At 72.0% G+C, this 18430-nt stretch carries 15 protein-coding genes; 7 read left to right on the top strand and 8 right to left on the bottom strand.

Annotated features, from left to right (window positions below; all coding sequences use genetic code 11):
- The first annotated feature begins 87 nt into the window (after positions 1–87).
- Positions 88–1782 carry a class I adenylate-forming enzyme family protein gene (locus A3IC_RS58110; RefSeq protein WP_020554557.1) on the top strand — a complete coding sequence of 565 codons (1695 nt, stop codon included), beginning with the start codon at positions 88–90 and terminating at the stop codon, positions 1780–1782.
- Between the two features lie 113 nt (positions 1783–1895).
- Here the strand turns inward: A3IC_RS58110 and dapD are convergent, their stop codons facing one another.
- Positions 1896–2891 carry a 2,3,4,5-tetrahydropyridine-2,6-dicarboxylate N-succinyltransferase gene (gene dapD / locus A3IC_RS0134055; protein ID WP_020554556.1) on the bottom strand — a complete coding sequence of 332 codons (996 nt, stop codon included), beginning with the start codon at positions 2889–2891 and terminating at the stop codon, positions 1896–1898.
- 101 nt (positions 2892–2992) lie between these two features.
- Positions 2993–5878, bottom strand: a complete 2886-nt coding sequence (locus A3IC_RS0134050) for an ATP-binding protein (protein WP_020554555.1) — start codon at positions 5876–5878, stop codon at positions 2993–2995.
- A gap of 396 nt (positions 5879–6274) precedes the next feature.
- Between A3IC_RS0134050 and A3IC_RS0134045 the strand changes: the two genes are divergently transcribed.
- A complete protein-coding gene (locus A3IC_RS0134045; protein WP_211232324.1) occupies positions 6275–6649 on the top strand; it encodes a Zn-ribbon domain-containing OB-fold protein in 375 nt (124 codons plus the stop codon).
- On the opposite strand, the gene A3IC_RS58105 is transcribed toward A3IC_RS0134045, so the two are convergent.
- Positions 6630–7982 carry an NAD(P)/FAD-dependent oxidoreductase gene (locus A3IC_RS58105; protein WP_020554553.1) on the bottom strand — a complete coding sequence of 451 codons (1353 nt, stop codon included), beginning with the start codon at positions 7980–7982 and terminating at the stop codon, positions 6630–6632. The genes A3IC_RS0134045 and A3IC_RS58105 overlap by 20 nt on opposite strands.
- Before the next feature lie 449 nt (positions 7983–8431).
- On the opposite strand from A3IC_RS58105, the gene A3IC_RS0134035 reads away from it, so the two are divergent.
- On the top strand, positions 8432–8719 hold the full coding sequence (locus A3IC_RS0134035) for a hypothetical protein (protein WP_020554552.1): 288 nt from the start codon (positions 8432–8434) through the stop codon (positions 8717–8719).
- 48 nt (positions 8720–8767) lie between these two features.
- On the opposite strand, the gene A3IC_RS0134030 is transcribed toward A3IC_RS0134035, so the two are convergent.
- On the bottom strand, positions 8768–9157 hold the full coding sequence (locus A3IC_RS0134030) for a hypothetical protein (RefSeq protein WP_020554551.1): 390 nt from the start codon (positions 9155–9157) through the stop codon (positions 8768–8770).
- 274 nt (positions 9158–9431) lie between these two features.
- On the opposite strand from A3IC_RS0134030, the gene A3IC_RS0134025 reads away from it, so the two are divergent.
- Positions 9432–9755 carry a chorismate mutase gene (locus A3IC_RS0134025; protein ID WP_020554550.1) on the top strand — a complete coding sequence of 108 codons (324 nt, stop codon included), beginning with the start codon at positions 9432–9434 and terminating at the stop codon, positions 9753–9755.
- A 205-nt stretch (positions 9756–9960) separates the two neighbouring features.
- Here the strand turns inward: A3IC_RS0134025 and A3IC_RS58100 are convergent, their stop codons facing one another.
- A complete protein-coding gene (locus A3IC_RS58100) occupies positions 9961–10542 on the bottom strand; it encodes a hypothetical protein (RefSeq protein ID WP_020554549.1) in 582 nt (193 codons plus the stop codon).
- A gap of 226 nt (positions 10543–10768) precedes the next feature.
- Between A3IC_RS58100 and idi the strand changes: the two genes are divergently transcribed.
- Positions 10769–11320, top strand: a complete 552-nt coding sequence (gene idi, locus A3IC_RS0134015; RefSeq protein ID WP_020554548.1) for an isopentenyl-diphosphate Delta-isomerase — start codon at positions 10769–10771, stop codon at positions 11318–11320.
- Between the two features lie 60 nt (positions 11321–11380).
- On the opposite strand, the gene A3IC_RS0134010 is transcribed toward idi, so the two are convergent.
- The 3 genes from A3IC_RS0134010 to A3IC_RS0134000 form a co-directional block, all read right to left on the bottom strand.
- Complete coding sequence (locus A3IC_RS0134010; protein ID WP_158696201.1) at positions 11381–12373, bottom strand: hypothetical protein; 993 nt, start codon at positions 12371–12373, stop codon at positions 11381–11383.
- A 124-nt stretch (positions 12374–12497) separates the two neighbouring features.
- Positions 12498–14873: a transketolase-like TK C-terminal-containing protein gene (locus A3IC_RS0134005; protein ID WP_020554546.1), complete on the bottom strand. Its 2376-nt coding sequence runs from the start codon at positions 14871–14873 to the stop codon at positions 12498–12500.
- Positions 14874–15109: 236 nt separating this feature from the next.
- Positions 15110–15538 (bottom strand): SRPBCC family protein, encoded by a 429-nt coding sequence (locus A3IC_RS0134000; protein ID WP_020554545.1) that lies wholly within the window; start codon positions 15536–15538, stop codon positions 15110–15112.
- Positions 15539–15755: 217 nt separating this feature from the next.
- Between A3IC_RS0134000 and A3IC_RS63015 the strand changes: the two genes are divergently transcribed.
- Positions 15756–16745: a M48 family metalloprotease gene (locus A3IC_RS63015; RefSeq protein ID WP_158696200.1), complete on the top strand. Its 990-nt coding sequence runs from the start codon at positions 15756–15758 to the stop codon at positions 16743–16745.
- Between the two features lie 133 nt (positions 16746–16878).
- The gene (locus tag A3IC_RS0133990) at positions 16879–18420 is read left to right on the top strand and encodes a class I adenylate-forming enzyme family protein (protein ID WP_020554543.1); all 1542 of its coding nucleotides are present in this window, start codon (positions 16879–16881) and stop codon (positions 18418–18420) included.
- Positions 18421–18430 lie beyond the last annotated feature (10 nt).

The raw sequence follows: 18430 nt of genomic DNA, 5'->3' as shown, positions 1-18430 counted from the left end.
CCCACCCCACCCCCACACCTGAACACGTGTCAGATCACACCCCGCCCCACTTGAATGACTCGGTCAAGCAGTTCTAAGGTCCGCCCCATGGCCACCACCAGCTCCGCCGCACCCGACCCCGCCCTCCTCGCCCTGACCGCCCCCGGCGGCCCGTTCGCGCTCGTCGAAGAGGACGTACTCGGCGTGCCGTTGCGCGTCCTGGCCGACCGTCCCCGGTCGATCACCGCGTTCGTCGAGCGGGCCCGCAGGTTCGGCGACCGGGAGTACCTCGTGTACGAGGACCGCCGGGTCGGCTTCGCCCAACACGTGCGCGACATCGCCTCGACCGCACTCGCCCTGCGCGAGCGCTACGGGATCGGCCCGGGCGATCGGGTCGCGATCCTGGCCGCCAACCGGCCCGAGTGGCTGACGATGTTTCAGGCCGCCGCCGCGCTGGGTGCGATCACCGTCGGGATGAACGGATGGTGGGCCGCCGACGAGATCCGCTACGGCGTACGGGATTGCGCCCCCGCGCTGCTGGTCGCCGACCGACGCCGGCTGGAGCGGCTCGGCGGGGCGTCGGCGGCCGAGCGGAGCCTGGGAGTGCCCGTACTGGAGATCGAGGCCCACTGCGCCGCTCTGGCGGCCTACGCGCCCGACGCCGAACTGCCGTCGGGCGCCGCCGACGAGGACGACCCCGCACTGATCCTGTACACCTCCGGCACCACCGGCCGGCCCAAGGGCGCCGTGCTCACCCACCGCAACGTGGTCGCGATGCAGAACCTGCAGGCGCTGCTCGCCGCCCGGGCGACCGCACACGTGCCCGCCGAGGTGCTTGCCCAGGCGCCGCCCGGGCGGTGGCTGGTGAACAGCCCGTTCTTCCACGTCTCGGGCCTGCTCGCGGGCGCGGTGGCCGCGCTGGCCGGCGGACAGACCATGGTGCTCTACAGCGGCCGGTTCGAGGTGCCCCGACTGCTCGACCTGATCGAGCGCGAGCGCTGCACCACATGGTCGCTGGTTCCCACGCTCGGTTGGCGGGTGGCCAACCACCCGGACACCCCGACGTACGACTTGTCCTCGATCACCCGGCTGGGCGGCGGCAGCGCGGCCTTCTCGCCCGAACTGGTGCGCCGGCTCCAAGAGGTGTTCCCGAACGCGAAGGGCGCCCTCGGCGTCGGATACGGGCTGACCGAGTCCGGCGGGGTGGCCACCACGGCGGGCGCCGCGCAACTCGAGGACGAGCCGGGCGCGATCGGGACGGCCGTGCCGACCGTGGAGGTGACCGTGCACGACCAGGACGGCACACGGCAGCCGGAGGGCGTGGAGGGCGAACTGTGGATCCGCAGCCCTCTGGTGATGCTCGGTTACTGGGGCAACGACGAGGCCACCGCGAAGGCACTCACGCCGGACCGGCGGCTGCGCACCGGCGACCTCGGCTACACCCGGGGTGGCCGGCTCTACCTGGCCACCCGGCGCAGCGACCTGATCCTGCGCGGCGGAGAGAACGTCTACCCGGCGGAGATCGAACACTGCCTGGACGCACACCCCGACGTGGCCGAGTCGGTGGTGGTCGGCGTGCCGCATCCGGAGTGGGGCGAGGAGGTCAAGGCGATCGTGGTGCCCGCACCCGGCGCGGCGCTCACCGCCGAACTGCTCGGCGCCTACGTCGCGGAGCGCCTGGCCCACTTCAAGGTGCCCGCGCACTGGGAACTGCGTACCGAACCGCTGCCGCGCACGCCGACCGGCAAGGTGATCCGCGCCGTGGCCACCGGAGCCAAACCGGCTGACCTGGTCGAGGAGTGAGCAGGACCCAGCCGTGGAATCGAGCAACATCGACCCGCGCGGTCGAAGAGTAAGCAACCCAAGCAACCCCGGGCGCGGCCGGCGAACCACCGCCGGCCCCGCCCGGGAGCGAATCAGTCGTTCTTGTGCAGTTCCTCGTTCAGCGCGCCCCACGACTTGGTCCGGGCGATCGCCTCGATCGTGCCGGTGACCGAGTTGCGGCGGAAGAGCAGGCCGTCGCGGCCGGAGAGCTCGGCGGCCTTGACCACCTTGCCGTCGGGGGTGGTCACCCGGGTGCCGGCGGTGATGTAGCAGCCCGCCTCGACCACACAGTCGTCGCCGAGCGAGATGCCGATACCCGCGTTGGCGCCGAGCAGGCAGCGCTCGCCGACCGAGATGGTCTCCTTGCCGCCGCCGGACAGCGTGCCCATGATCGACGAGCCGCCGCCGATGTCGCTGTGGTCGCCCACCACGACGCCCGCGCTGATCCGGCCCTCGACCATCGACGCACCCAGGGTGCCCGCGTTGAAGTTGCAGAACCCCTCGTGCATCACGGTGGTACCGGGGGCCAGGTGCGCGCCCAGGCGGACCCGGGTGGTGTCGGCGATCCGCACGCCGCCGGGCACCACGAACTCGGTCATCCGGGGGAACTTGTCCACGCCGGTCACCTCGAACGGCACCCGCGCGGCCCGGGCGCGCAGCCGGGCGGCGTCCACGCCGTCGACCGGGACCGCGCCCAGGTTGGTCCACGCGACGTTCGGGAGCACCCCGAACAGGCCGTCCAGGCTCTGCCCGTGCGGGCGGACCAGGCGGTGGCTGAGCAGGTGCAGCCGCAGGTACGCGTCGTGGGTGTCCACCGGGCCGGTGGCCAGCGACGCGATCACCGTGCGTACGGCGACGACCTCGACCCCGCGCACCGCGTCGGTGCCCAGGCCGGCCGCGGCATCGGCGCCGAGCGCCTCGATGGCCTCGTCGGCGGACAGGCGAACGGTCTCGGCCTTGCCGTCGACGTCGCCCGAAGTCAGCTCGGGGGTGGGGTACCAGGTGTCCAGGACGGTGCCGTCTGCGGCGATCGTCGCGAGACCAGCGGCGACGGCACCAACGGGGGAGGAATCAGCAGTGTCGATCACCCCGCTACCGTACCGGGACCGCGCGCCTGCGCCGGTCGCCGGTGCGTCCGCGTCCCGATCCGGTTTTCTCCGCCACCGGCCCGCCACCGGCCCCGACGCGGCTACTCCAACTCCGGTCGACGGGTCGGCCCCTCGCGGAACGGCCAGGTCTCCGAACGATCGCCGTCCGTGTCGGGCCGGGCCTCCTCGCGATGCGGGATGCCGAACGGGCTGTACCCGCCGGTGTACTCGTCCGCCCAGTCGTCCGCGTCCGCGCGACCGTGATCGACCGGCGGCAGCGCGGTGGTGCCCACCAGCGCCTCCACCATCGCGGCCGCCCGTGTCTGCAACGGGATCGCGCCACAGGCCATCGCGGTGTCCCGGGCCCGCTCCAACTCGCCGATGGCGTCCGGCTTGTGGCCGTCCTTGCGCAGTCGGTCACCGTAGGCGAGCAGCGCCTTGGCGTACTCGTACTTGGCGCCGACGCCCTCCAGGGCGACCGCCGCGTCCCACAGCGCCTGCTGCGCGTTGACGTTGTCCTCGATCATCCCGGCCACCCGCTTGGCCTGGCCGGCGGCCACCGGGGCGTAGAACGTGTCCGCCCGGGCGACGGCCTGCCTGGCCACCTGGTGAGCCAGCTCCTTGTTCTGCTGCGGCCCCTCGGCGTTCAACGCCTCGGCGAGCAGCAGGCCCCACGGGCACCACGCGGGGTTGTCCATGCCGCGGGCACGCAGCCGCTCGCCGAGCTCGGTCAACGGCTGGACCACCTCGCCGTGCCTGCCCTGGGCGATCCGCAGTTCGGCCAGCACGATTTCGGGGACCGGCAGTACGCGGGCGGCCTGCTTGACGCGATCGGGGTTGTCGAAGCCGATCTGTCGTACCCGCCGCTCGGCCTCCTCCAGCTCACCCTGCGCGATCAGGGTCTGGATCAGCACGCCCGCCGCATACCACTGCGACGGCGTGGCCTCGCCGAGTTTGAGGGCCATCTCCAGGCCGATCTCGGCCTGCTCGCGGGCCTCCTTGAGCCGGCCCATCCGGTAGTACAACATGGCCCGGAAGGCGTGGCCGTAGGACATGTGCGCGCGTTGGCGACCGTTGTCCCGGAGTTCGGCCATGCCGCTCTCCAGGAGATCGTGCGCCTCCTTGAACAGGTCGCAGTGGATGAACGTCAGGGTGAGCACCATCGGGATCTCGAAGCCCCAGCCGTCCTCGACCCAACTGAACCCGGGGCGTTCCTTGTTCGCCGCCTCCGGGCCCAGCGCCGCGCGGGCGAACTTGGTGGTCGTCTGCAACCGCCGTCCGGTGAGCACTCCGTACCAGGCGACCAGGGCGAACAGCGAGTAGTTCGTCCGGGTGGTGGCGCCGTCGGTGTTCAGCCGTACGGTCAGCCGTTGCAGATTGTGGGCGCGTGAGGCGAAGGCGGTGTCGTCCTCCCAGAACGCGGCCCACATGAACAGGTCGGCGTACAACCTCGGTCGTTTCCCGACCGGGGTGATGTCGATCTCCCGCTCCAAGAGGGCGATGCTCTTTTGCAGTTGACCACTGAACGCGTACGAGCGGGCGAGTTCGACGACGATGTCGGTGCGCAGATCCGAGCCCGGTTCGTCGGCCTCCTGCAACGCCTTGGTCAGCGGTTCGAGGCTGCCGGTGGGGTCGTTGACGAAGAGCGCGCGGCCGATGTTGTAGTAGACCCTGGCGCGCATGTGGTTCGGCGCGAGCTCTGCCAACGCGTGTTCGAGGTAGGTCACGCCCGCCGTCGGCACGCCGGATGCGAGGCACTCGCGGGCGGCTTCCACCATCACGTTCGTCGCCCACTCGTCCGGGCTGCCGAACACCTTCAGCGCGTGCGTCGCGGCGGTCTGCGCGGAGAAGCGGTCCGCGCGCAACAGCCGGGCCGCCTCGTGGTGCATCGCGCTGCGCTCGCTCGGCCCGAAGCAGTGGCGATAGACCGCGAGTCGGACCAGCGGGTGGGTGAAACCCCAGCTCGTGCGAGTGTCGTCGACCGACGTGAGGATCTCCTGTCGGTACAGGTCCTCGGCGGCGGCGACGATCACTTCCCGGGTCGACCCGGTGAGCCGGACCGCGCGTGCGATCGTCAGGTGCGGCGTCAGGATCGCCGCGGCCCGCGCCAGCATGCGGGAGCCCGGTGTGAGCCGGGAGAATCGCTTCTTGAAGTCCTTCTCGGCGTAGGCGAGGGTCGCGTGCTGCTCCATCGCGACGCCGTGCCGGGACAACGAGGTCGCGAGCGGTTCGATCCGGGACGACTCGATGAACCGCAGCAGTTCCCGCAGGGTTTGCGGCTCTCCACCGCAACAGTGATGGCAGTGCTCGGCGAACGCGTCGTCGACCGACCGATCGGGGAAACGGTGCCGGATCACCGTCGCGGTGCTCTCGACGCTCAACGCCTTCAACCTGGTCGCCGTTCGACCGGCGACGTCGTCGAGTGCGCGCAGCGATCGCGACACGGTCGGGTCGTACTCGTCCGGGCGGTAGGACACCACGATCAGGATCGGGAAATCACGCACCTGGATGGCGAATTGCGCCAGCCACCGCATCGACGAGGCGTCGGCCCAGTGCGCGTCGTCGATGACCATGATCAGCGGCGCGCGCTCCTTCACGTAGCCGCGGACGACAGCGTCGAGGGCGGACAGTACGTCCTCGGTGTCCGGCGCCTCCCCGGGTTGGCGCGGACCGCCGAAGATCGGCCCGAGGATGCCGTACCACTCGCCGAGCCGCTCCTTGCGAGCCTCGGGGCCGAGCTCGGACAGGTCCTTGAACAGCCGCTTCACCAGGCCGTAGACCCGGACCTTCTCCAGCTCGTAGCCGATCACGTGGAGCGAGGCGAAGCCTTCGGACTCGGCGGTGTGCCTGGCCCATTCGAGCACCGCCGACTTGCCCATGCCGGCCTGGCCGGTGACCACCATGATCCGGCCCTCGCCGGTGGCGCGGACCGCGGCCAGATGCTCGTGGAGTTCGCCCTGGATGTAGTCGCGCTCGACGAGGGGCATGGGCTCCGTCCTGGAAGCGGGGTCCGGTGTATTCTCGCGCCCCAGGTCGCCCGGGCCCGGTGCCGTGCGTGGTGCCCTCATCGCGCAACCTCTCTGCCGTGCGTCCCCACCCCGAGCCCGCGCGGAACGATTACGCGCCGTGGCGGATCACTTGCGCTACCTATCCTGCGCCAATCACGCAAGCCCTGTCCCCGACTTGGCCGAGAAGTCCTGTCGACGTCCTCCCCTCGGGGGGTGCGATGCGCGAACGGGAACTGATGTGCGATCGATTCGGCAACCACGCGCTTGGTGCGCGAGCATGCAGCCAACGCTCGTCTCGAACATCGACGGGCCGGACGAAGTACGACCGAACGGAAAGGCCGTGAACCCGTGTTGGGACCACAGATCGGTGTACCCGTGACCCCCGCCGCGTCGGTGCGGGTGTCCCCGGAGCAGGGGGAGTTGCGCTATCAGCGCTGCGGTGCGTGCGAGACGGCGAACTTCGCCCCCACCGAGATGTGCCGAGGCTGCTCGTCGCGCGCGTTGCAGTGGGCCACCAGCGCCGGGCGCGGCAGCGTGTACAGCTGGACCGTGGTGCGTCGGCCCGCCACGCGTGAGCCCGGCGACACGTACGCGGTGGCCATCGTGGACCTGGACGAGGGCTACCGCATGCTCACCAATCTGGTCGAGGTGGAACCGACCGAGATCCACTCGGGCATGCGGGTACGGGTGGACCTGCGGCCGACGGGGGAGGAGCGGGTACTGCCGTTCTTCACGCCCGATCGGAACTGAAGCCGCGATCGGAACCCGACCGCGAATCGGAACCCGACCGCGAATCGGAACCCGACCGCGAATCGGACCCGAATCGTGGACCGGGACCGGATCCCCGACCGAAATCGAACTCCCGCCCGGAGCCGAACACTTCACCGGAGTCGACCCCGGCGCCGGGCGGCTGCGCGGACCGGGGCCGACGCGGTCGCGGTGACCGGGCACGCGCGGGGAACCGGTCGGGGCGAAAGTCGGTGCCCGGGATGTCCGGCCGGGCGCTGGCGCCGTCGCACAGCAGGTCGGCCACCAGCGTGCCCACCGCGGGCACGATGGCCAATCCGTGCTCGCCGCACCCGGCCGCGACGAACAACCCGTCGGGGCCCACCGATCCGATCAGCGGCAGGTGATCGGGCCCGGCATCGCGCCGGGTGCCGAACGCGGCCACCGGCGTGCTCCGGCGAAAGCCCGGCAAGCGTGCGGCGAGGTGGGCCGAGGCGCGCGCGGTGAGTTCGTCGTCGAACGCGTCGGGAGCCGGGTCGAGCGCGCCGAGCAGCAGGTGCCCGGGACCGTCCGCGCGCAGCCGGCGCCGATGCGGCAGATCGTCCAGGATCGGCCGTTCCCCGACCGCGTGGTCGACTCGCACCCGGAGGGTGAACTCGCGGGCGGCGCGCACCGGCAGGTGCACCCCCAACGGTGCGACCAGCGCCGGCGAGTCGGCGCCCGCGGCCACCACGACCGTGCCCGCGGCCACCTCGCGGCCGTCGCTCAGCCGCACTCCGCCGACCCGGTCCCGGGTCGCCGAGACGCTCACGGCCGGTGCGCGGGTAAGGACCGCCGCTCCGCCGCGCCGCGCCGCCCGGGCGAACGCGCGCGCGGTGCGCCGGGTGTCGGCGTACCCGCCGCGCGGCTCGTAGGCGAAGCCGGCGAAGCCGCGGATGTCGATCTCGGGCCAGCGCGCCGTGACCTCGTCCGCGTCCACCCGCCGCACCTCGATCCCGAGTGCGCGGCGCATCGCCACGCCCGCGTCGAGCCCGCCGAGATCGGATGCGGCCACGCCGACGATTCGGCCGCACGGGCGATACCCGACGTCCTCGCCGAGCACCTCGACCGCGTTCTCGAACACGTGGGTGCCCGCCCACGCCATCGCGGCCGTCGCCGGCCGGCTCGACGAGCAGTGCACGGCGCCGTCGCCGGGTCCGGGGTCGCCGGTCGACCCGGGCGGGCCCGAGCCGGCGATGCCCGACGCACACACGATCACATCGCGCACCCCGCGCCGGGTGAACGCGTGGGCGATCGCCATGCCCTCGGGGCCGGCCCCGACGATCACCACGTCGGCCACCGGGGTGTCCGGCGTCATCGGGTCGCCTCCCAGAGCGCGGGTGGGCCGGTGTGTCGGAGTGCGGTCGTACGGTCTTGTGTGCTCATCTCGCGCCGTCACCTGGGTCGATGGTCTCCGGTCCCGCTGCGGAACCGCTGTCGCCCGGAGTGAACCGCTCGGCCGTTTCCGGCTTTCGACGCGAGCGTAACAACGGTGTTACGCAGAGTGTCGGGGGCAGGCGCGGCGGCAGCGCTCGACGGCGAGCGTCACCCGAACGGTCGCGGCGCCCAGGCGTTTGATCAGATCGAGCCGGGCGATGCCGCCACATGGCGGTGCGGGAAGTGTCACGCGCCCGACCATATACCCCAGGGGGGTAGCGGGCGGTTAGGATTCGATTCCGGTGGGGTCGCGGCATCAACACGATCACCTCGGGTAATCGATCGGACAGGGCCCGTGGGGGGCCGCAGGCAACACCACGAGGAGGCGCGATGACCACCACCGCAATCGCCGCATTGGCCACGGTGTGCGTCGGCCTGGTCGGGTGCCTGTGGCTGCTCACCCGGGGGCGCCGCGCGGAGCGGATGACCGCCGCGGTGCTGATGTGCATGTTCGCGTCGCTGTCGCTGGTGTTCTACTCGATCGGCCAGGGCGGCATGGGCGCTTTGGACGCGGCCCTTCTGCTCGGCGTCGCGGCCCCGGCGGGCACGCTGATGGTCGCGGCCCGCGGCCGTGGGCTCAGCCGCGCGACCGGCAGCCGCAACCATCGGGCCCGCTGACGGTGCCGCGGACAGTGTCGTGGCAGGTGCCCGCGTCGGTCGGTGCGATCAGGTCTTGCCGCCGCGCCGCAACAGGAAGGTCACGCACAGCCAGACCAGCGTGGTGGTGCAGCCCATGATGATCAGCGCGAACGCGATCACCACCAGGTAGACGCCGGACGTGGTGGCCAGCGCCGCGAACACCGCCGCGAACAGCACCATCAGCAGCAGCACGTGCCATGTGCCGGAGAGCGTCGGCCGGCGCATCCTGCGGCGCTTCGAGGCCGGCATGGAGCCCGCGCCCGGAACGACACGGCCGCGGACGCCGGTCCGCCGGCGGTTGCGGGAAGGACGCATCGTACGCAGCGCGAGGTCCAGCTCCTGGTCCTTGCGCAGCTCGTACTCGATCTCCTCCAGCATCCGCCGCTCGCTCGGCGTCAGACGCACTTCCTCCATCATGTCGTTCGCCCCCTACTGCAGCCCCGGCCGCATCCCCTTGAGCACCGCCGAACGGTCGTCGCGCCGGGACAGGGACAGCCGACGGCGCGGACCGTACTCAGAGGGTCCCCCGCAGGTGGCGATGTGACACCTGGCAGAACGAGAGATGACAGGTGGTGATATTTCCCCGGATCACTCGACGGGGCAACGACGGTGGGCCCGTCGCGGGTCCCGCCCGGGACTCTCGAACGTCGTCCGCCCGCTCGCGCGACGTCGCCGGGTAGGGTCACCCGTTATGGCGAACGGAACCACTGACGAAACGTCGGGCGAGGCGCCCGGCAGGCCCGCAGAACTGCTCGACCTGCGGGACAGCATCGACAACATCGACGCGGCCCTGATCCATTTGCTGGCCGAGCGGTTCAAGTGCACCAAGCGGGTGGGCGTACTCAAGGCCGAGCACAAGCTGCCGCCGGCCGACCCGGCCCGCGAGGCGGTGCAGATCCGCCGCCTGCGCGCGCTGGCCGAGAGCGCCAAGCTGGATCCGGACTTCGCGGAGAAGTTCCTCAACTTCCTGGTCGCCGAGGTGATTCACCATCACGAGGCGATCGCCCGAGCGTGATCAACCGGCGCGTGGCTCGTTGAGCCGCTCGCGTGCGGTGCCCGGCACCCTCGTCGGCCGCGCCGTCCGACGTCCTGCGATGCCGGGCTGAACGCCCCCGCCGTATGTGCCGCGGCTCCGGAACACCTCCCACGTGTTCCGGAGCCGCGACCCGACCCGGACTCGAACCGGGATCCGCTGCCGGGTGCCGGCTGGGTGCGGCGCGTCAGGCGTGCGCGCGGTCGCGCAGCCGGCGCGGCGCGGGCTTGGACTTGGGCGGCTTGCCGAAGGCTTCGAACGCGCCCACCACCGAGATCACCAGGGAGATCGCGGTCACCGCGCCGAGCGCGCCGAAGAAGCCGGTCAGCGCCTTGGTCCGGTCCGCGTCGCCGGTGACCAGGATCAACAGGCCCAGCAGTGCGCCGGCGATCGCCATCGCGCCCACCGTGCGGGCGAACTCGATCGCCTCGTACCGAACCCGGTCCATGCCGCGCGCCGGCGGTCGCCACGGCAGCGGCCCGCCGAGGAAGTGATAGCCCACCCGCTGGTCCACCCACCGGATCATCCGGTGGCCGAACATCACGGTGATCCCGATGTACAACGCGGCGATCCCGTGCCGCGCGCCGGCGGTGGCACCGCCGCGCAGGTCCACCACGGCGACCACGAGCAGGATCACCTCCAGCAGCGGTGTGCCGTACAGGAACACATTGCTCAGCCGGCGGCGGCGCAGTGCGTAGCGGCTCAGCAGGCCCAGGGCGATCAGCACCCAAAAGCCCACCTCGCAGGCCACGATCATGGCGACGACCACGGCGATCTCCTCCTCGGCGCGAGGCCGGGCTGCCCGCCCCCGGGAGAGGAAGGGCGCCGGCGAACGGACCCCACCAGCGTCTCCCGCGCGGGCGGCCGAGGGATCGTCGGCAGGTGGGATCCCGGCGTACAGACAACGATGTAGGGGGCCGCCGGCGCGGTATCGCGGGCCCGTGACCCGCCCCGCCGGATACTGTGCAGGCAAGGCCGAACAGCAGGGAGAGCACATGGCGCAGGAGCAGCCGGACGGTCGGGTCATGGTCGAGTTGGTGGACCCCCAAGGGAACACGATCGGCCTCGCGGAGAAACTGGAGGCTCACCAGCCGCCGGGCCAACTGCACCGCGCGTTCTCGGTCTTCCTCCTCGACGACGAGGGTCGGGTGTTGATGCAGCGTCGGGCCCTGACGAAGTATCACTCGCCGGGCCGGTGGTCCAACACGTGTTGCAGCCACCCCTTTCCGGGCGAGGAGCCCAGGGAAGCGGTGCTGCGCAGACTGACCGAGGAACTGGGCGTCGAGCCCACCGTGCTCGAACCGGCCGGCCTGGTGACCTACGACGTCACCGACGAGGTCTCGGGCCTGGTCGAGAAGGAGTTCAACCACCTCTTCGTCGGCCGGGCCGGCGGCGCCCTCAGGCTCAACCCCGAAGAGGTCGACGACGTCGCGTACGTGCCGCCGGCCGAACTGGACGCGTGGCTGGCCGTGCACGAGCACACCGCATGGCTGAGCGCGGTGCTCGACCCGGTCCGGGAAGCGCTCGTGGCGCTCGCCGCGCGCTGAGCACGCCCCGAAGGGCGGGTTCCGGTCCCGGACCCGCCCTTCGCACGTCGTACCCGGTGCTCAGGGCTGCGGCGGCTTCGTCCCCTGCTCCGGCCAGCTCGGCGCGGGCGCCGGCACCAGCGTGCTGCGATCCGGCTTGGGCGCGGGCCCGCCGAAGACGTACTCCGTGCGCAGATGCCGGATCGCGCCGGTGGCCGCGCCCTTGTCCACCACGGTCGTGCTCACCTCCGAGTACGCGGGCAGGTGCGTGGCCGGGTCGAGCCAGAACACCGCGCGCACCGGCGAACCGCTCTGCTGCCCGAAGTTCTCGATCTGGTACGGCCCCTTGGTGAAGTCGGCGACGGTGGCGCGGAACGCCTTGAGCAGCAGGTCGGTGTTGACATTCGCGTTGGCGCCGCCCGGCTGCGGCTTGAGGTCCACGGTCAGCCGCAGGTAGGACTTGCCGTTCTGCTGTGCCGGTTCCACCGCGGAGGGGGTCAACCAGCCCGGTGTGGCGTCGAGTTGGGCGGCGAACGTCTTGGCCTGCTCGGCGGTCAGGCCGGTCGGCAGGATGCCGTCGCCGACGTACTTGCCCTCCCGGGCCATGTCCACCACGCACGGCCGCTTGGTGTCCGTCCACTGCTTGAGCGCGTTGTTGTAGCTCCACTCCCTGCCCGCCTCGCACGAGGAGCGCTTGATCGGCGCGTCGGCGGCGACCTGGTACGCGCGGTCGGTGAACGCGGTCCTGCCGCCCGCGTCGTACCAGGTCCACAGGTCCTCGCGGACCGTCTGCTCCTTGGCGGTGTCACCGGTCGAGGTCCGTGTCCCGTGGTACTCGACAACCTGCTGCGTGGTGGTCGCGGCCAGCAGCGCGGCCCAGACCGACTTCGGGTCCCGGTCGCCCTTCCCGCCGGGCGCCGCGGCGCCGCCGGTCGGCGCCCCCGTGCCGCCCGCCTTCTTGTCCTTGTCGTCCTTGTCACCGGAGTCGGACGAGCACCCGGTCAGGACGACGGCGGCGGCCAGCCCCGCCGCCGCCCACGTGCTCCACCGTCGTCCCATGCCCCCGTGTCGCATGCACAGCTCCTCGAATCGTCGGACGCTCCGTCAGCAGGCATACCGTACGCGTGAGCGAAAAGGGCGGCCCGGCCGGCCGCCGGCCCCGAGTCGGCGGCCGGCCGGGCCGGTGCGGCGGGTCCGCTCAGGCGAGCGAGAGCGCGGCCAGCGCCGCGTTGACGATCGAACCGGGCAGCAGGTCGTGCAGTTCGTACAGATCCTCGATCCGGCCGGTCTGACCGAACTGGTCCACGCCCAGCGGCACGCTGGGCACGCCGAGCGCCGAGCCGAGCCACGCGAGCGTGTGCGAGGACGAGTCGTGCACGGTGACCACCGGCGCCCGATGCGGGAACGCGGTGCGCAACGCGCCGGGCGCGGACGGCGTGGTCGCCGTGCGCACCCCTTGGCGCAAGGTGCGCTGCCAGGCGCTGTAGAGCCGGTCGGCCGAGGTGATGTCCACGACATGCGCGGCGATGCCCTCGTCGCGCAGCTCGTGCGCGGCGGTCAGCACCTCGGGCAGTACCGCGCCGGAGGCGGCCAGGTACACGCTCGGCGCGCCCGGCAGATCGGGCGCCTCCAGGAGCCGGTACGCACCCGCGAGCACCTGGCGGCGCAGCAGCGCGTCGCCGAGCCGGGTCCGGGCGGCCTCGAACGGCGCCTGGTCGATCGGCCGGGTGGTCAACCGGAAGTAGTAGGCGCCGTTGTCCGGCTCGACGCCGTGGTCCGGGCCGCCCACGATCCGGCCCACCGCGTCGCACAGCAGCCAGTCCAGCGCGGTGCCGTAGGCGGGCTCGATCAGCGTGGTGCCGGGCAGTTCGAGCCCGATCGACGCGGTGATGGTGGACTGGTGCGCGCCGCCCTCGGGAGCGAGCGTGACGCCGGAGGGGGTGCCGGCCACGATGAACCGCGATCCGGAGTAGACGGCGTGGATGAACGCGTCCAGGCCGCGGCACACGAACGGGTCGTAGACCGTGCCGATCGGGATCAGCGGCTGCCCGGACAAGTCGCCCGCCAGGCCGAGTTGTCCGAGCAGCAGGAACAGGTTCATCTCGGAGATGCCCAGCTCGATGTGCTGCCCGCTCGGGCCCTCGATCCACTTCAGCGCACCCTCGCCGGACCACGCGCGGCGATCGGTGGGCGCGAAGACGCCGGTGCGGTTGATGAAGCCGGCCAGATTGGTGGAGGTGGCCACGTCGGGTGCGGTGGTCACCAGGTACGGCGCCAGCGCCGGGTCGCGGGAGAGGTCGACCAGGACCCGGCCGAAGGTCTCCTGGGTGGAGACCGGCTTGGTCATCCGCTGATCGGTGGCGGCGGCGACCGGGACGCCGAGCGGGCCCGGCTTGGGCGCGCGGGCCAGGTGTTCGCGGCGCTGCCCGGCCAGGATGCCCTCGGGGGTGGCGGCGTCGAAGCGGTCCCACTCGGTGCGCTCGGTCAGCCCGAACCCGGCGCGCAGCGTGGCCACCTGCTCGGTGCTCAGCAGCGCGGAGTGGTTGCGCGGGTTGCCCGCGATCGGCAGACCCCAGCCCTTGACGGTGTAGGCGAAGACCACGCTGGGTCGATCGGTGACCGCGTCGCAGCGCCGGTAGGCGTCGAGCAGGGCGGCGATGTCGTGCCCGCCGAGGTCGGTGACCAGCGCGTGCAATTCGGCGTCGGGCACGTCCGCGACGGTGTCCGCGACGTCGGCCGGCGCGCCGTCCAGGAAGTGTGCGCGCACGTCCTGGTCGGCGAGGCCGAACAGGGCCTGGTACTGCTCGTTGGGCATCGCGTCGATCCACGCCTTGAGCACGGCGCCGCCGGGCCGCTCGAACGCGGCCTGGAGCCGGCGGCCGTACTTGACCTCGACCACGTGCCAGCCGGCCGCCTCGAACTGGCCGCGCCACTGGTCGATCCGCACCCCGGGCACCACCCGATCCAGCGACTGGCGGTTGAAGTCGACCAGCCACATCACGTTGCCCAGGCCCTGGGTGGCCGGGTCCGCGATGGCCTCCCAGATGTTGCCCTCGTCCAACTCGGCGTCGCCCAGGAGGGCGACGAAGCGGGACGCGGGACGCGGTCCGAAGTGGGCGTCCACGTACCGCCGGGTGGCGGCGCCGAACAGCGGTGCCGCCGCGCCCAGGCCGACCGAGCCGGTGGAGAAGTCGATCCACTCGCGGTCCGGGTCCTTGGTCCGGGAGGGGTACGACTGGAGCCCGCCCTTGGCGCGCAGCGTGGTCAGGTAGGCCCGGTCCAGGTTGCCGAGCAGGTACTGGATCGCGTGGAAGACGGGCGACGCGTGCGGCTTGACGCTGATCCGGTCCGGGCCGTCGAGGTGCGCGAACCACAACGCGGTCATCGCGGACACCAGCGACGCGGAGGACGCCTGGTGGCCGCCGACCTTGATGCCGTCCGGGTTCGGCCGGTCGTGGTTGGCGGAGTCGACGATGCGGGTGGCGAGCCACAGGATGCGGCGCTGGACCGCCTCCAGGACGGGCAGGTCGATGCCGAGCGCGGCCGCGGCGTGGTCCGTGTCGCTGCGATGCATGGTTACCTCAAGATCGGTTCGGGGTGGCCGAAGCATACGGCGATCGTCTCACCATGCGATACGCGCGCCCGATCGAGGTCGCTGTGCGTGGGCGTTCGTCGACGGAGTGTTCGCGTACGCCCGAGGTGGCTTTCCCGACCGGATGCCGTCCGGCGGCCCGGCGGGATCCCCCGGGACGGGACTCGTGCCCCGTCCCGGGGGTCCCGGTTCGTCCTGCCGGGATTCGTTGACGCGGCCTACGCGAAGCGCTCCCGAAGGGCGGTCAGCCCCGCGCCGTAGGTGCCGTCGGCGAATACCGCGTCGACGGTCTCCACCAGGTCCTCGTCACTCTCGTAGGTGGCCGACCAGACCACCTCGCTGCCGTCGGGGTGCGGGTGCACCGCGAGCGAGCCGACGTAGTCGCTCACCGCCAGCGGCACCTGGATCAGGCGATATGTCATCCGGTGCGCGTCCGCGTCGTGGCTGAGCAGTTCCTCGCGCGAGAGCACCTCGCCGTCGATCGCGAACGCCCTTACCGCGCCCGGGGTGTTGGCGTCGCCGCCGCCTTCGATGGTGCTCGGCGGCACCACCGGGTGCCAGTCGCCCAGGCCGCCGAAGTCGCCGATGACCGCCCAGACCTTGTCCGGTGTGGCGGCGATCACAGCCGAACGTGAGATTTCGTGCATGAAGGCACTCCCATGGGTTCGAAATTACGCGCGTGGAGATGGGACGATGCAATTCGATTCGGTTTCCACGCCGATTCGATCCGGGTCCGCATCGGGTCCGCAATACCACCGGGTGGTTGGTGTTCGCCGAATAAATCACCCGCCCGATGTGGCCTGTCTCCTGGACGCGGAAACCACTTGGCGCCTAGAACCGTTGCAGGGCCGAACGGGCACGGCGGTGACGAAGCCAGAAAGGGGCGGCGAGGACGTGTTGTACGGACTTGTGCTGACGGCTTTCGCGGCGGCCATCCTGGTGACCGCCCCCCGCGTTCTGCGCCGGGCCGAACGCAGCGGCTTCAGCCCGCGTCACGTGCAACGCGCCTGGCGGGCCGCCGCCGGCGGCGTACTCGCCTCGTTCGTGCTGGCCGTGCCGGTCTACACGCCCGACCTGTGGCTCGCCCCGATGCGGGCGGCCGGCTTCGACCCGCGCATCGGCATGCCGCACGTGCCACTGGTCGTGCAGATCGTCGTCGCCGTGCTGGCGCTGGTGCTCCTCGTGGTCGGCTGGCGCCGGGGCGCGGGCGCCACCCGCGACTACCGGCGGGCGCTGCACGTGCAGTTGCACCGGTTGGAGAACTGCGCGCCGCTGCTGGACGAGGAGGCCGGCGGCCGACCGCGCCTGGTGATCGTCGAGGACGAGGCGCCGCGCCTGGTGCTGCTGCCGTCCCGACCGCCGCGCGTGGAGGCCACCACGCGGGCGTTGGACCTGCTCCGCCCGGAGGAGTTGAACGCGGTGCTCACCCACATGGCGGGGCACCTGCGCCGGCGCGACGCGCAGTGGATGGTCTGCGCCGACACGCTGGCCGACGCCTACCCGATGGTGCGGTTCTTCGGCGAATGGGCCGACCACGCCGCGGAACTGTCGGAGAAGGCGGCGGACGCGGACGTGCACGGCTCGATCGCGCGGGTCAACCTGCGCCGGGCGATCGTCAAGCTGTCCGGTCCCGGGCAGGCGGGCGGGCCGTTCTGTCCGTGCTTCGCCTGGCCGCAGCAGCGCCAGGAGGAGCTCACGGTGCATCAGGTGCGGGCGAGCGCACACCCCGAAGTGGCCGTCGCGGGCGTCAAGGTGGGCGCGCCGGTCGCCTCCGCCGGGCTGCGGCTGCTGACCGCGGCGGCGCTGCTGGTGCCTTCGGTGATCGTGGTGTCACCGCACTTCTTGTATCTGTGAACCTGCCTGTATCCGTCTGTCGCGCGACCGGCTCGGGTCGGGGCGACGGAGGCCGGTGCGATGTCGTCGCCCTGTCGGGTCGCGACCGTTCCTGATAGGTATTCGGGACGGGCGGGGCGAGGAGGGCACGACGGTGACACATACGAGCCTCTGGGCGGCCATCGAGGCGCGGGCGGCCCGGTCGCCCGACGGCGAGCTGCTGGTCGACGAAGGCGGCCGACGGCTGACCCACCGCGCGTTCCGCGACGCGGCCGAGGCCACCGCCGCGTTTCTGCACACCCAGGGCCTCGGCGCGGGCGACACGGTCACCTGGCAATTGCCCACCCGGCTCGAATCCGTCGTCCTGGTCGGTGCCCTGTCCCGGCTCGGCGTGATCCAGAACCCGGTGATGCCCGTCCAGCGCGAACGCGAACTCGTCTTCGTCACCCGGCAGACCGGCGCCTCGATGCTGATCGTGCCGCCGGTGTGGCGCGGCTACGACTACCCCGAACTGGCCCGCCGGGTGCGCGACCGGGTCCCGGGCCTGGAGCTGCTGGTCCTGGACGGCCCGCTGCCCACCGGCGACCCGGCCGTGCTGCCGCCCCCGCCGGCCGTGCCCGGCACGCCCGAGGACGCCCCGGTGCGCTGGTACTTCTACACGTCCGGGACCACCGCCGACCCCAAGGGCGCCCGGCACACCGACGCGACGATCATGGCCGCGGGCGTCGGCATGGCGGACCGGATCGGCGCGAACGAGCGGGACCGGGTCGCCCTGGTCTTCCCGTTCGCGCACATCGGCGGCTGTACGACGTGGTTGACCGCGGCGCTCACCCACGGCGTCACGATGATCCTGACCGAGGCGTTCCACCCCGAGGAGACGCCCGAACTGCTGCGCCGCGAGCGGGTCACGCTGGCCGGCGCGGGCACCGTCTTCCACCAGGCATGGCTGGCCGCCCAGCGTCGCCGGCCGGCCGGCGACCCGCTGTTTCCGCAGCTGCGCAGCTGCCCGGGCGGCGGCGCGCCCAAGCCGCCCGGGCTGCACCACGAGATCAGGAACGAACTGGGCGGCGTGGGCATCCTGGCCGGATGGGGGATGACCGAGGCGCCGATCCTGACCATGGCGGGCCCGAACGACCCGGACGAGGCGCTGGCCCGGGCCGAGGGCCGGCCCACCCGCGGGGTGGAGGTCGCCGTGGTCGGACCGGACGGCGCGGCGGTGCCGGTCGGCGCGGAGGGCGAGCTGCGGGTGCGCGGGCCGCAGGTGATGCGCGGCTACGTGGACGCGAGGCTGGACGCCGAGGCGTTCGACGACGCGGGGCGGCTGCGCACGGGCGATCTGGGCCGGGTGGACGAGCACGGCAACGTGTACGTGACCGGGCGGATCAAGGACGTCATCCTGCGCAAGGGCGAGACGATCAGCGCCAAGGAGGTCGAGGACCTGCTCGACGCCCACCCTGCCGTCGCGGAGGTCACCGTGATCGGCCTGCCCGATGCCGAACGCGGTGAACTGGTGTGCGCGGTGATCGTGCCGACGGATCCGGCGATATTGCCGGATCTGCGTACGGTGCGGGATTTCCTGGACACTCGGGAAGTGATGCGGCAGAAGTTCCCGGAGCGTATCGAGATCGTCTCCGCACTGCCGCGGAATCCGTCCGGAAAGGTGCTCAAGAAGCAGCTTCGGGAGCGTTACGCGTAATCTGCCGACC

Source organism: Embleya scabrispora DSM 41855 (assembly GCF_000372745.1).
GTDB classification, from domain to species: domain Bacteria; phylum Actinomycetota; class Actinomycetes; order Streptomycetales; family Streptomycetaceae; genus Embleya; species Embleya scabrispora.
The sequence above is the reverse complement of the archived record's forward strand: the minus strand, read 5'-3'. Positions and strand labels throughout refer to the sequence as shown.